A 13,669-nucleotide genomic window follows, 5' to 3' on the forward strand; every position below is an offset into this window, starting at 1 on the left:
ATCAAAATCGGGTTCCTTTTCGTTTGTGCCCGTAAGGAATCCCATGTCTCGGCTTCGCGCCTCCGCGCTCGGTATCTGCCTGCTCCCTGTGCTTCTCACGGCCTGCGACCGTCCGCCGAGCGTTGCCGACCCGCGCACTCAGCCGCCCAAGGTGAGGGTGGTCGAGGCAAGTCCTGCGCCAGAGGGTCATCGTGCCTTTACCGGCGTGGTCACGGCGCGCGTGCAAAGCGATCTGGGCTTTCGGGTGAGTGGCAAGGTGTTGGAGCGCTTCGTCGATACCGGCCAGGCGGTGAGCCGCGGACAGCGCTTGATGCGCCTCGATCCGGCCGATCTGGCGCTGCAGTCCAACGCCCGCGATCAGGCAGTCGCCGCCGCCCAGGCACTGGCCACGCAGACCGCGAACGATGAACGACGAAACCGCCAACTGGTCGCTAGCGGTGCCATTTCCGCCGCCAACTACGACCGCTTCAAGTCGTTGGCCGACACCGCTCGCGCCGATCTGGTAGCGCTTCAGGCCCAGGCCGCCGTGAGCCGCAACGAGCAGAGCTATGCCACCCTGAGCGCCGATTCCGACGGTGTGGTGGTGGCCACCCTGGCCGAACCGGGTCAGGTGGTGAGCGCCGGGCAAGCGGTGGTGAGGCTGGCCAAGGCAGGCCTTCGCGAAGCGGTGGTGCAGCTGCCCGAGACCCTGCGGCCAGCGCTGGGCAGTTCAGCACAGGCCACCCTGTTCGGCGCCTCCGGCAATGGCGGCACCGCCACGCTGCGGCAGCTGGCCGATGCTGCAGACCCACTGACCCGCACCTTCGAAGCCCGGTATGTGTTGGGCGGCGAGCAGGCCAATGCACCGTTGGGTTCGACCGTGACCCTGTCCATCGCATCGAACCCTTCCGTAGCCGACGCCCTGAGTGTGCCCATCGCCGCCATCCATGACCCAGGCACCGGGCCGGGTGTGTGGACCGTCGAAGGCGAGCCTTCCAAGGTCGTTTGGCGGGCGGTTCAGGTCATTGGTCTGAGCGACGCCATGGCCACGGTGCGTGGTTTGCACCCAGGCGAACGCTTGGTTGCCCTGGGCCCTCACCTGCTGCACGAGGGGCAAGAGGTGCTGGTGGCGCCGCAGGATCTGCGCGCCCAGACCGGGGACCAGCCATGAGCGGTAGCCGCTTCAACCTCTCGGCCCTGGCCGTGCGGGAACGGTCGGTCACGCTGTTCCTGATCCTTCTGGTCGCCGTCGCCGGCACCCTGTCGTTCTTCAAACTGGGGCGCGCCGAGGATCCGCCCTTCACCGTCAAGCAGCTGACCGTGGTCACGGCCTGGCCCGGTGCGACCGCGCAGGAGATGCAGGACCTGGTCGCCGAGCCCCTGGAGAAGCGTCTTCAGGAGCTGCAATGGTACGACCGCAGCGAAACCTATACCCGACCGGGCCTGGCCTTCACCCTTCTATCGCTGCAGGACAAGACGCCGCCGGCCCAGGTCGAGCAGCAGTTCTACCAGGCCCGGAAAAAGCTCGGCGACGCGGCGAGCACCTTGCCGGCAGGCGTGGTCGGGCCAATGGTCAACGACGAGTTCGCCGACGTCACCTTCGCCTTGTTCGCCCTCAAGGCGCGCGGCGAGCCGCAACGCCTGCTGGTGCGTGAAGCCGAATCACTGCGGCAACGGCTGCTGCATGTGCCAGGGGTGAAGAAGGTCAACATCATCGGCGAACAGTCCGAACGGATCTTCGTGTCCTTTTCCCATGAGCGCCTGGCGACCCTGGGTCTGTCACCCCAGGACCTCTTCGCCAGCCTGAACGACCAGAACCGGCTGACCCCGGCCGGCTCGATCGACACCCGAGGCCCCCAGGTCGTGGTGCGGCTCGACGGTGCCTTTCAGACCCTGGACGCCATTCGCAACACCCCGGTGAACGCTGGCGGACGCACGCTCAAGTTGGCGGATGTGGCGATCGTGGAGCGTGGCTACGAAGACCCAGCGAGCTTCATGGTGCGCCATCAGGGCGAACCGGCGCTGATCCTGGGGGTGGTCATGCGCGATGGCTGGAACGGCCTGGATCTGGGCAAGGCGCTGGCCGCCGAGACGGCGCGGATCAATGCGACCATGCCGCTGGGCATGACCTTCGCCCAGGTCACCGATCAATCGGTGAACATCGGTTCGGCGGTGGACGAGTTCATGATCAAGTTCTTCGTCGCCCTGCTGGTGGTGATGGTGGTGTGCTTTCTGAGCATGGGCTGGCGCGTCGGCGTGGTGGTCGCCGCGGCGGTACCGTTGACCCTGGCCATGGTGTTCGTGGTGATGGAGGCCACCGGCAAGCACTTCGACCGCATCACCCTGGGCTCGTTGATCCTCGCCCTGGGACTGCTGGTGGACGATGCGATCATCGCCATCGAGATGATGGTGGTGAAAATGGAGGAAGGCTACGACCGTATCAAGGCGTCGGCCTATGCCTGGAGCCACACCGCCGCACCCATGCTGGCCGGCACCCTGGTGACCGCCGTGGGCTTCATGCCCAATGGCTTCGCCCAATCCACGGCCGGTGAATACACCAGCAACATGTTCTGGATCGTCGGCATCGCGCTGATCGCTTCCTGGATCGTGGCGGTGGTGTTCACGCCGTATCTGGGGGTGAAGATGCTGCCGACGATCAAGGCCGTCGAAGGCGGTCATGCGGCGATCTACGACACCCGTCATTACAACCGCTTTCGCACCTGCCTGAGCTGGATCATCCGCTGGAAATGGCCGGTGGCGGGCATCGTGATACTGGCCTTCGCGCTGGCCATCATCGGCATGGGCCTGGTCAAGAAGCAGTTCTTCCCGACCTCCGATCGCCCGGAAGTGCTGATCGAGGTGCAGATGCCCTATGGCACGGCCATCGAGCAGACCAGTGCGGCCACGGCCAGGATCGAAGCCTGGCTGCGCAAGGATGACGCGGCCAAAATCGTCACCGCCTACATCGGCCAGGGTTCGCCGCGGTTCTATCTGGCGATGGCGCCCGAGCTTCCCGACCCCTCCTTCGCCAAGATCGTCGTGCTCGCCGACAGCCAGGCGGCTCGGGATGCCCTGAAACTGAGAATCCGCGAGGCGGTGGCGCAGGGTCTGGCGCCCGAAGCGCGGGTACGGGTCACGCAGTTGGTCTTCGGGCCCTATTCACCCTACCCCGTCGCCTATCGAGTCATGGGGCCGGATCCGCAGGTCTTGCGGGACATCGCCGGCAAGGTCGAAGCGCTCATGCAGGGCAGTCCGATGATGCGCACCGTCAATCAGGACTGGGGGCCGCGGGTTCCTGCCTTGCATTTTTCCCTGAACCAGGACCGGTTGCAGGCGCTGGGCCTGAGTTCGGCCGCCGTGGCCGAACAGTTGCAGTTCCTGCTTTCAGGCGTGCCGGTCACTGCCGTGCGCGAAGACATCCGTTCGGTGCAGGTGGTGGCCCGCGCCGCAGGGCCGGTGCGCCTCGACCCGGCGAAAATCCAGGGCTTGACCCTGGCCGGCGCGAACGGCCAGCGCATACCGTTGGCGCAGATCGGGTCCGTCGAGGTGCGCATGGAAGACCCCATCCTGCGACGTCGCGATCGCGTACCGACCCTGACCGTGCGCGGCGACATCGCCGAGGACCTGCAGCCGCCGGATGTCTCCACGCAACTGACCAAAGCGCTGCAGCCGATCATGGCCGCGCTGCCCGACGGCTACCTCATCGAGCAGGCCGGGTCGATCGAAGAGTCGGCCAAGGCCACCGCCGCACTCGCGCCGCTGTTCCCGATCATGATCGCCATTACCCTGCTGATCATCATCGTGCAGACACGCTCGATGTCCGCCATGGCCATGGTCTTCCTCACTGCTCCCTTGGGCCTGATCGGTGTGGTGCCCACGCTGCTGCTGTTCAACCAACCGTTCGGCATCAATGCCTTGGTCGGCCTGATCGCGCTGTCCGGGATTCTGATGCGCAACACGCTGATCCTCATCGGGCAGATCCACCTCAATGAGAAGAATGGCCTGGCGCCCTTCGATGCCGTGGTCGAAGCCACCGTGCAACGCGCCCGACCGGTCCTGCTGACGGCGCTGGCGGCGATCCTGGCGTTCATTCCGCTGACCCATTCGGTGTTCTGGGGCACCCTGGCCTACACCCTCATCGGCGGCACATTCGGCGGCACGCTGATGACCCTGATCTTCCTGCCCGCCATGTATTCCATCTGGTTCCGCATCCGCGCGGGTGGCGATACAACCCATCATTCAACGACAGACTTGGAGAGACACCCATGAACAATCGAGATGGCCAGAAACGCATCGTCGTCACCGGAACCGGTCTGGTCACCCCGCTGGGCTGCGGCGTCTACGAAGTGTGGCGCCGACTGCTGGCGGGCACGTCGGGCATCGGTGTGCTGCCCGCGCACATCGGCGAAGGCACGGGCGTTGCCGTGGCTGGGCAGGTGCCCACGCTGGAAGCGGACCCTGTGGCCGGCTACAACCCAGATGCGCTGATACCGGCCAAAGAACGCAAGAAAATGGATCGCTTCATCGAGTTCGCGCTGGTCGCCGCCCACGAAGCGCTGACCCAGGCGCAATGGCACCCGACCGGGGAGGTTCAGCAACAGCGCACGGCGACCGTCATCGGTTCGGGCGTGGGCGGGTTCGGCGCACTTGCAGGGGCCGTGCGCACCACGGATGAGCGCGGTCCGCGGCGATTGTCGCCGTTCACCGCCCCGTCGTTCCTGGCCAACATGGCCGCCGGACACGTCTCCATCCATAACGGCTTCAAAGGCCCGCTGGGCGCGCCGGTCACCGCCTGCGCCGCGGGCGTGCAGGCCATCGGCGATGCCGCGCGGCTGATCCGCAGCGGAGAAGCGGACATCGCTATCTGCGGTGGCACCGAGGCGGCCATCGACCGGGTCACCCTGGGCTGTTTCGCGGCCGCCCGTGCCCTGTCCACCGGCTTCAGCGACCGCCCTGAAGAGGCTAGCCGCCCCTTCGACCGGGATCGCGACGGGTTCGTGATGTCCGAAGGTGCAGGCCTGCTGGTCATCGAGTCACTGGAACACGCCCTGGCCCGCGGCGCTACACCGCTGGCGGAATTGATCGGCTACGGCACCAGTGCCGACGCCTACCACCTGACGGCGGGGCCGGAAGACGGCAGCGGTGCTCGCCGCGCCATGGAACAGGCCTTGCGCCAGGGCGGTATCGATGCGCAAGACGTCCAGCACATCAATGCCCACGCCACTTCCACCCCGGTCGGCGACAAAGGTGAGCTGGCGGCCATTCGTGCCCTGTTCGGCACCCGTAACGGACTGGCCATCACCTCGACCAAATCCGCCACCGGCCACCTGCTCGGCGCCGCTGGCGGCATCGAGGCCATCTTTACCGTGCTGGCCTTGCGCGACCAGATAGCCCCGCCGACGCTGAATCTGCAAACGCCAGATGAGGCAGCCGAAGGCCTCGACCTGGTGGGCCCGACCGCCCGCAAGACGGCAATCACCCACGCGCTTTCCAATGGCTTCGGTTTCGGCGGCGTGAACGCCAGCGCGCTGTTTCGGCGCTGGGAGGGTCGGTGATCCGCAAGTAGATGAATGGATTCAGCTCCAGCCCCTGCGGGCATTGGGCCGCGCACCTTTCGCGGCCCGCAGTGAAGATATGTTCATCCTCGACCTCGCTTTTCCGCCCTAGACTCCAGTGGCAAACATCATGAACTGACAGGAGTTGACCATTATGTTTTCCCACGAAAGCACTGGATTGATCGCGTTGTACGTCATTGTCGCGCTGATCGTGGTAAGTACCGCTGGGCACATTGCGCACAGCCACTGGCAGTATCGCCAGGGCAAGCGTGATCGGTCTTTGGAGCGTGATGGACGGGACTGACTGGGCTGGGGCCAGGCGCTCGGTTCGTGGGGAGAATGATGTGCTGGATCTTCGGACGGATCGTGCGGCTGGATAAATGAACGCGTGTAGGCAGGTCTCTTCGCGGCCAAAGGGCTCGCTGCCTGCCCCGCTGAATCGATCGCGCTAATGATGACTATCAAGGTTCGCGCCTCGGTGATGGTCGCCACCCTGCCTTATACTCACCGCCAATCCCCCCGTTACCCCCGCCTGCTCGCAGGCGACTGTCTCCTTGGAATCCATTCCCATGCCAAGTCCCCATCAGGCCGCCCCAGGCCTTTCCGAACCCAATTCGCAGAGCGTCAAGCAGCAGTGGCTGGCCATTCTTTCGGTAGCCGTGGGCGCCTTCGCCTTGGTGACCAGCGAATTCCTGCCCGTGGGCGTGCTCAACGATGTCGCCAGCGACCTGGGCATCAGTGCCGGACAGGCGGGCCTGATGGTCACCCTGCCCGGCATCATGGCCGCCCTGGCCGCGCCGTTGCTGTCGGTGGGCATCGGCGCCATGGACCGTCGCTACCTGCTGACCGGCCTGACGCTGATCATGATCATCGCCAACTGCATCGTCTCCTTCGCCAATGACTTCAACGTTCTGTTGTTCGGCCGGGTATTGCTGGGGGTCAGCATCGGCGGCTTCTGGGCCACTGCCATTGCGTTGAGCGGTCGCCTGGCACCCAGGGGTGTCGGTGTGGCCAAGGCCACGTCGATCATCATGATGGGCGTGACCCTGGCCACGGTGCTGGGCGTGCCCGTGGGCACCTGGCTCAGCGGCTTGATGGGCTGGCGCATGACCTTTCTGGTGACCGCGCTGGTGGGTGTGCCGGTGCTGCTGGCGCAGATCTTCCTGCTGCCACCGCTGCACCCGGACCGCGCCATTCGGGTCAGCGACCTGCCGGCCCTGTTCACCAATCCCCAGGCGCGGGTGGGTTTGATCGCCGTGCTGCTGATCGGTCTGGCGCACTTTGCCGCGTACACCTATGTCGCGCCGTTCTTCAAGCAAAGTGCCGGTTTCGACGGGCCGACCATTGGCTCGCTGTTGCTGCTCTACGGCATGGCCGGGGTGCTGGGCAACGTGTTCGCCGGCTTCGCCGCCAACCGCAACGTGCGCTACACCTTGCTGCTGGTGGCGCTGATGATCGGCACCAGCACGGCCCTGTTCCCGCATTTCGCGACCGGCCTTGTCGGTGCCGCGATGCTGATCGCTCTGTGGGGTTTTGCCTTCGGCGCGTTCCCGGCCTGCTCCAGCATCTGGATGTTCGTGGTCGCACCCAAGGACGTCGAGCGCGGCATGCCGCTGTTCGTCGCGCTGTTTCAGGTGATCATTGCGCTGGGTTCGTTCTTCGGCGGGCAGATCGTCGACCAGTTGGGCAGCTCGGTGCTGCTGAGCCTGGCGACAGCCTTGGTCGGTGCAGGTTTTGCGACGGTGCTGGTGTTGGGTCGCAAGGTCAGCAACAACGCGGTGGCCCAGCCCTGCTGAGCCCGCGTGCGCTGACGATCCCGGCAGGATTGTCAGCGCACCTGCGCAGATTGCAAAAAAATTTTGAACTGCCTTTCCGCCCATTCACCTAATGATCAGCCTGTGAATATTCCCACAGGCATTGTGTCAATATCGGCACTCTCCGAGAGGTGGTCAACGTGGCTAAAGACGAAAAGAAAACCAAAAGTGACGCTTCGAAAGCCAGCAAGGAATTGAAGGACAAAAAGTCGTCACCGGAAAAGAAATCTGCCGCAGCCTCAGCGCTTTCGAAGTCCTCCGACAAGGAGAAAAAAGACAAGAAGAAAAACGCCGAGCCGAAGAAAACCGCAAAGAAAGCTGACAGCAAGCCGGAAAAGGCTGAGAAAGCCAAGAAGTCCGACAAAGTGGAAAAAGCTGAAAAGCCTGCGAAGAAGAAAAAGTGACATTCGCTGTCTGCTAGGGCCCCCGCGCCCTAGCGTTCCCTCTGTATTCCCCTGCCTCTACTCCCCCGCCTATCCCGTTTTCGACGCCTTTCACGCGCGCGTCTGATTCACCACCACCACGGTCAGCCAAGGCATTCGATAGATCCGTACCGGCTGGGTGCGGGCAAGCATATCGAGCATGCCGGGAACATCGTCCAGGTTGAACACACCGCTCACCGCTGTGCTGGGCAAGCGACCGGCGATGACCAGTGAGCCCGGCAGGTAACGTTCGATGTCAGCGAATACCTCGGCCAGCGGCTGCCGATTGAAGATCAGCTTGCCGCGCTGCCACGCCGACGCCGTACCCAGGTCCAGAACGCCTGTCGCCGACGGTGTCGCGCCAGCGGTGTAGGCCAGGCGCTGAGCGGCCTTCAACGGCACCACGGCGCCGCCGGACGAGACCCTCACTTCTCCTTCCGTTACCCCCACACGCACCTGTTCACCCTGGCGGTCGACATCGAAACGAGTGCCCACCGCCTGCACGCTGCCGCCTAAGGACTGAACCACGAACGGCCGCATGGCGTCCTTGCTGACTTCGAACAACGCCTCACCCTTGAGCAGGCTGATCTCGCGCCGCGCTGCCGAGTAATTCACCGACAAGGCCGAGCCACTGTTCAACCAGACCTGGCTGCCGTCTTCCAGGGTCAACGCCCGGCGTTCACCGACCGCCGTGGCGTAGTCGGCGAAATAGACCTTGGCCGGCTCGCTCAAGCCGGTCAACGCCAGCGCGCCCAGCCCGGCGGCCAATGCCGCCCAGCGCAGCGGCCGTCGCTCGCGCCTGGGTGGGGCGATGAAGGTTTGCGCTGTGTGGGTCTGTGGCAGTGCCTGCCACATCGTTTCGGCCAGCCGTGCAGCGGCTTCATGGTCCGCACTCTGCCCACGCCAACGGGCGAAAGCGTGGCGATCGGCATCACTGGCCTGGCCGGACGTCAGGTGCACCCACTGCTCGATGGCCTGGTCTTCCAGGTCAGTGGCGCAAGGGGCGCGGTTCACAGGTTCGGTCATGGTGAGGGGCTCACAGGCGCCGCCGGAAGGGAGTCGGTTGCGTGCATTCTAGAGGCACTCCGACTGACGAAGCCAATCGCGGCAATGACGCATGGCGAGCACCAGGTACTTGCCCACCGAGCTTTCCGAGACCCCGAGGCGCAGGGCGATCTGCGCGTGGGTCAGGCCTTCGAGACGGCTGAGCAGCAACGCCAGGCGGGCGTTGCTGGGCAAATGCTGCAGGGCATGATCGAGTTGCTCGATGGCCTCGGCAGCCAGGAACGTGCGCTCCGGCGAGGCGATGGGATCGCAGGGCTCCTCGTCCGGCTCCTCGACCTGCAACGCGCAATAGCGCCGTTCCTGGCGCAGGCGGTCGATGGCCAGATTGCCCGCGACGCGGAACACGAACGCGCGAGGTTCGAGAATCTGCGCCGTGTCTGCCAACCCTGCCAGGCGCACGTAGGTGTCCTGGGCCACGTCGGCCGCCTTCTCCACATTCCCCAGGCGCCGCGCCAGAAAGGCCAGCAGGTCGGCATAGTGCTCCTGAAAGACCATCAGCAAAGGGTTGGAATTGGGTGACACGGACATTCGCACGGCCCTGGCGGTTGAGGGCCGCATCCTATCCCAATTGAGAACCCTTATCATCAGAATGGCGGATGATAATGAAAATAATTTCAATCTGGACGGCAAGGTTTGGCCTGCTCGGTCGTCGTTGGAGAGAGAACCCTGATTCCCGGGCATTTCATCTCCATTCGATAACGGACGTTTCAGATGCAGGCACGTTTTCCGCACTTCGCTCCCGCCGCCGGTCGCACGCTGACCCTGGCGCTGATGCTGGCCATGACGACCGGCTTGCCGACGCTTTCACTTTCGGTACAAGCGGCCGAAGCCAACACGGCGCTGGACCTGCAATCGGTCGAGCAGTCGCTGGACCAGGCATTGACCCGGTTGGCGGACCAGGCCAACGTGCGGTTGATCTTCAACTCGGCGGACGTGGCCAACCTGCGTGCTCCTGCCTTGAAGGGCCGGTACACCCTAGGCCAGGCCATGGAAATCCTGCTGCGCGGCAGCGGCTTCACCTGGCAACTGCTGGACGAGCGCACCCTGGTGCTGCAGAAACTGCCCGCCCGCGATGACCCGGCCATGGCCCTGGGCGCCACCACCGTCAATGCCATGAACGACCTGGGCAGCACCACCGATGGCACCGGCTCCTACACCACCGGCAGCAGCAGTACCGCCGCCAAGCTCAATCTGAGCCTCAAGGAAACCCCGCAGACCGTCAGCGTGGTGACCCGTCAATTGATGGACGACAAAAAGCTCACCAGCCTGGACAAAGTGCTCGAACAGACCCCGGGAATCACCTTCCAGTACCGCAACTTCGGCGGCCACGTGTACACCTCGCGCGGTTTCTCCCTGCTGGCCGAAAGCTTTCTGGTCGACGGCGTTCCCGGTCAGGGTTACCAGATCACCGGCTGGATGAAGCCCGACACCGCCATCTACGATCGCGTCGAGGTTCTGCGCGGCGCGAGCGGTCTGTTGGTGGGGGCCGGCGAGCCCGGCGGTGCGGTGAATCTGGTGCGCAAACGCCCGACCGCCGAACCGCGGCTGACGGTTCAGGCCAGTGCCGGATCCTGGGACCGTTACCGCATGGACCTGGACGCCAGCGGCAAGCTCAACGATGCCGGCAACGTACGCGGACGGCTGGTCACCGCCTACGAAGACAACGGTTCCTACCTGGACGAGCGCAACACGCGCACGCCGCTGGTGTACGGCATCGTCGAGGCCGATCTCGACCCCGACACCACGGTAAGCCTGAGCCTGCGTCATCAGCAGAACGTCATCAACGGCTATTCGATCTACGGCCTGCCGCGCTACAGCAACGGCAATGCGCTGGACATCTCCCGCTCCACCTCCCTGGTGCAGGACTGGAACCGCCACGAAAGCGAGATGAGCGAGGCGTTCGCCGAAATCGAACATCGCTTCAACGAGCGCTGGTCGAGCACCACCTCGGTGACCGTGTCCCAAGGCAGCTTCGATCAGCAGATCGCCTACGCGCGGCGCGCCATCAGCCCGGTGACCAATACCGGCTCGGTGTTCCAGGCGGCGCTGTTCCGCCAGGACGAAGTCACCAGCACCGGGCTGGACAGCCATGTCAGCGGCAACTTCGATGCCTTCGGCCTGACCCACGACATCACCGTCGGCGGCACCTGGTCGCGCCAGGAAGCCAATACCCAGCAAGCCACCGCCAGCCTGCGCAACCAGCCATTGAACATCTTCGATGTCGATCACCACGCCATCGCCAAGCCCGCCCGGCCGGCGTGGACCACGGACATCGACATGACCGAAGAGCGTGCGGGCCTGTACGCCAACTCTCGGCTGCGCCTGAGCGAGCCGCTGAGCCTGGTGCTCGGCGGCCGCGCGAGCTGGTACGACTACACCTACGACATCAAGCGCGGCGCCGCCCTGCCCTATGAGTCCAAGGTGACGCGCAAGGTCACGCCCTACGCCGGGCTGATCTACGACATCAACGATGACTGGTCGTGGTACGCCAGCTACGCGGAAATCTTCAACGCTCAGGGCAACTACGTTGACACCCGCGGCACGCCGCTCTCCCCCTCCGAGGGTGACAACTACGAGACCGGCATCAAAGGCGCCCTGTTCGACAACCGCCTGAACCTGTCGATGGCGCTGTTCTACATCAAGCAGACCGACGTCGCTCTGGTGGACCTGGCCAACACCAACTGCACCAGCAACGACTCCGAGGGCACCTGCTACGTCAATGGCACCATCAAGCGCAGCAAGGGCATCGACCTGGAGGCCAGCGGCGAGATCCTGCCGGGCTGGCAGGTGTTCGGCGGCTACACCTTCAATCTGCTGCGCAACAACACCGAGGATGTCGAGGTCGCCTACGAGACGCCCAAGCACATGCTGCGCCTGCAGACCAGCTACAACCCGCCCGGCACCTGGGACCGGCTGACCGTCGGTGGTGGCGTCTCGGCGCAGTCCTATTACAAGGCGTCGTCGACCACGGGGCTCGATTTCGGCAGCCAGGGCTACGCCATCTGGGATGCCCGCGTGGCCTGGAAACTGGACGACCACTGGCGGGTGCAACTCAACGCCGAGAACCTGTTCGACAAGCGCTACTACACCACCGCCGTGGCGGTCGACCGTTCGAACGTGTTCGGCGAGCCGCGCAGCTACATGCTGACCTTGCGAGGCGATTTCTGATCGCATCGGTGCAGGACGCATTGCAGTGAAGGGCACGCTGCGCCGGTCGATGGCGTGGCTGCACACCTGGTGTGGCCTGGTGTGCGGCTGGATGCTGTGCGTGATCTTCCTCACCGGCTCGCTGAGCGTGTTCCGCGAGCCCATCACGCGTTGGATGGAGGCGCAGCCAATCGCTACGTCCGAGGCTGGCGCGTCGATGAACGAAGGGCTGGCCGCATCCCAGGCGCAGCGCTACCTCGCGACACATGCCTCGGGCGCACGGCTGTGGCGGGTGCAGTTGCCGGCGCATCCGGGTGAAGCGGTGCGCCTGCTCTGGCGGGATGGCAGCGGCACCCGGCAGATCGCCCTCGATCCTGCGACCGGCGCACCGTTACCCCCTGCAGCGCTGCGCCAGACCGAAGGGGGCCGGCATTTCATGTCGTTCCACTACATGCTGCAACTGCCGGTGCTGGGGTTCTGGATCGTCGGCGCACTGACCGTCGGCTTTCTGGTGGCGCTGGTCTCCGGGGTGGTCATCCACCGGCGCCTCTTCGCCGACTTCTTTACCTTCCGGCCCGGCAGCGGCCCGCGTGCCTGGCTCGATGCGCACAACGCCGCGGCCGTACTGACCCTGCCGTTTCTGCTGATGATCGCCTACACCGGGCTGTGCATCTTCGGCAGCAGCTACATGCCCTGGCCCGTGCAAGCGGTATACGGTTCGGACGATGGCGCCTATGCACGCTTCACTTCCGAACTCGCCGCCGAACCGACCGTGGTCCGCCCCGTGGCGCAGCCGACCGGCGCTGCGCCGGGCTGGGCAGCGCTTCTGGACCAGGCGCGTACGCTCACCGGGCAACCGGCGCAGATGCTGCTGGTGAATGCGCCCGGCGCTGCCGATGCCAGCCTACGCATCATCGGCCGTGCGGACCCGGGGAAGCCTGCAGACCACCTGTTCACGCCCCAGGCCAGCGCGCTGTTCGACGCGGCCAGCGGCGGCGTGTTGCAGGTCCGGCGGCCAGACCCGGCCAGCCTGTCCCTGGGTACCCGGATCGAAGGCGTGGTGCGCTCCCTGCACTTCGCCGATTTCGGCAACTGGGCACTGCGCTGGGTGTACTTCGCCAGCGGCCTGCTGGGCACATCGATGATGGTGGCAGGTACGCTGCTGTTCTCGATCAAGCGACGCATCAAGGGCCAGCACGAATTTGGCGATGCTACGCGACGCTTCTACCACTGCGTCGAAGCTTTCAATGTGGCGTGCAGCGTCGGCATTGGGATGGCGTGCTGTGGTTACTTCTACGCCAACCGCCTGCTGCCGCTCGAGTTACCGGACCGTGCTCAGTGGGAAATACGCGCCTTTGTGCTGATCTGGGCGGAAACCTTGTTACACGCCCTGTGTCGGCCGCGGCTGCGCGCATGGACCGAGCAACTGGGCATGACCGCGCTGCTGTGTCTGTGCCTGCCGCTGCTCAACCAATGGACCACGGGCCAGGCGTTGTGGCACTACGCACGCGTCGGCGACTGGCAACGGGCGAGCGTGGAAGCGGTGTGCCTGGGCTTTGGTGCGTTGCTGATAAATATCCTGGTGAAGCTGCGCCGGCACCGGTTGCGCCAGGGCTTGGTGCGCTAGGCCGATGGATGCCGATTCAAGCGGGGCAAAAGCGTATACCCTATACGCTCAATCCTTCGA

At 64.9% G+C, this 13,669-nt stretch carries 10 protein-coding genes; 8 read left to right on the plus strand and 2 right to left on the minus strand.

The window, feature by feature from the left end:
- Positions 1–43 precede the first annotated feature (43 nt).
- The 6 genes from ASF66_RS04910 to ASF66_RS04930 all read left to right on the plus strand — a co-directional run bounded on the left by ASF66_RS04910 (position 44) and on the right by ASF66_RS04930 (position 7,752).
- Positions 44–1,150 (plus strand): efflux RND transporter periplasmic adaptor subunit, encoded by a 1,107-nt coding sequence (locus ASF66_RS04910; protein WP_056842954.1) that lies wholly within the window; start codon positions 44–46, stop codon positions 1,148–1,150.
- Positions 1,147–4,248: an efflux RND transporter permease subunit gene (locus ASF66_RS04915; RefSeq protein WP_056842955.1), complete on the plus strand. Its 3,102-nt coding sequence runs from the start codon at positions 1,147–1,149 to the stop codon at positions 4,246–4,248. The genes ASF66_RS04910 and ASF66_RS04915 overlap by 4 nt, the downstream gene beginning before the upstream one ends.
- Positions 4,245–5,534: a beta-ketoacyl-ACP synthase II gene (fabF, locus tag ASF66_RS04920; RefSeq protein WP_056842956.1), complete on the plus strand. Its 1,290-nt coding sequence runs from the start codon at positions 4,245–4,247 to the stop codon at positions 5,532–5,534. Before ASF66_RS04915 ends, fabF begins: the two co-directional genes overlap by 4 nt.
- A 154-nt stretch (positions 5,535–5,688) precedes the next feature.
- Positions 5,689–5,838, plus strand: a complete 150-nt coding sequence (locus tag ASF66_RS22450; protein WP_156463133.1) for a hypothetical protein — start codon at positions 5,689–5,691, stop codon at positions 5,836–5,838.
- A 265-nt stretch (positions 5,839–6,103) separates the two neighbouring features.
- Positions 6,104–7,330 (plus strand): MFS transporter, encoded by a 1,227-nt coding sequence (locus ASF66_RS04925; RefSeq protein WP_056842957.1) that lies wholly within the window; start codon positions 6,104–6,106, stop codon positions 7,328–7,330.
- A gap of 149 nt (positions 7,331–7,479) precedes the next feature.
- Positions 7,480–7,752 carry a hypothetical protein gene (locus ASF66_RS04930; protein ID WP_056842958.1) on the plus strand — a complete coding sequence of 91 codons (273 nt, stop codon included), beginning with the start codon at positions 7,480–7,482 and terminating at the stop codon, positions 7,750–7,752.
- A gap of 90 nt (positions 7,753–7,842) precedes the next feature.
- On the opposite strand, the gene ASF66_RS04935 is transcribed toward ASF66_RS04930, so the two are convergent.
- The gene (locus ASF66_RS04935; protein WP_056842959.1) at positions 7,843–8,796 is read right to left on the minus strand and encodes a FecR family protein; all 954 of its coding nucleotides are present in this window, start codon (positions 8,794–8,796) and stop codon (positions 7,843–7,845) included.
- A gap of 48 nt (positions 8,797–8,844) precedes the next feature.
- Positions 8,845–9,363 (minus strand): sigma-70 family RNA polymerase sigma factor, encoded by a 519-nt coding sequence (locus tag ASF66_RS04940; RefSeq protein ID WP_049859273.1) that lies wholly within the window; start codon positions 9,361–9,363, stop codon positions 8,845–8,847.
- 183 nt (positions 9,364–9,546) lie between these two features.
- Between ASF66_RS04940 and ASF66_RS04945 the strand changes: the two genes are divergently transcribed.
- Both ASF66_RS04945 and ASF66_RS04950 read left to right on the plus strand, forming a co-directional pair.
- Positions 9,547–12,003 (plus strand): TonB-dependent siderophore receptor, encoded by a 2,457-nt coding sequence (locus tag ASF66_RS04945; protein WP_082484471.1) that lies wholly within the window; start codon positions 9,547–9,549, stop codon positions 12,001–12,003.
- A 25-nt stretch (positions 12,004–12,028) separates the two neighbouring features.
- Positions 12,029–13,609, plus strand: a complete 1,581-nt coding sequence (locus ASF66_RS04950; RefSeq protein ID WP_056842960.1) for a PepSY-associated TM helix domain-containing protein — start codon at positions 12,029–12,031, stop codon at positions 13,607–13,609.
- Positions 13,610–13,669 lie beyond the last annotated feature (60 nt).

Source organism: Pseudomonas sp. Leaf129, assembly GCF_001423465.1.
Lineage (GTDB): Bacteria > Pseudomonadota > Gammaproteobacteria > Pseudomonadales > Pseudomonadaceae > Aquipseudomonas > Aquipseudomonas coleopterorum.

Bases quoted from the DNA above. Each gene is read 5' to 3' on its own strand.
- ASF66_RS04940 (WP_049859273.1), bottom strand. From the start codon at position 9,363: ATGTCCGTGTCACCCAATTCCAACCCTTTGCTGATGGTCTTTCAGGAG.
- ASF66_RS04935 (WP_056842959.1), bottom strand. From the start codon at position 8,796: ATGACCGAACCTGTGAACCGCGCCCCTTGCGCCACTGACCTGGAAGAC.
- ASF66_RS04925 (WP_056842957.1), top strand. From the start codon at position 6,104: ATGCCAAGTCCCCATCAGGCCGCCCCAGGCCTTTCCGAACCCAATTCG.
- fabF (WP_056842956.1), top strand. From the start codon at position 4,245: ATGAACAATCGAGATGGCCAGAAACGCATCGTCGTCACCGGAACCGGT.
- ASF66_RS04945 (WP_082484471.1), top strand. From the start codon at position 9,547: ATGCAGGCACGTTTTCCGCACTTCGCTCCCGCCGCCGGTCGCACGCTG.
- ASF66_RS04915 (WP_056842955.1), top strand. From the start codon at position 1,147: ATGAGCGGTAGCCGCTTCAACCTCTCGGCCCTGGCCGTGCGGGAACGG.
- ASF66_RS22450 (WP_156463133.1), top strand. From the start codon at position 5,689: ATGTTTTCCCACGAAAGCACTGGATTGATCGCGTTGTACGTCATTGTC.
- ASF66_RS04910 (WP_056842954.1), top strand. From the start codon at position 44: ATGTCTCGGCTTCGCGCCTCCGCGCTCGGTATCTGCCTGCTCCCTGTG.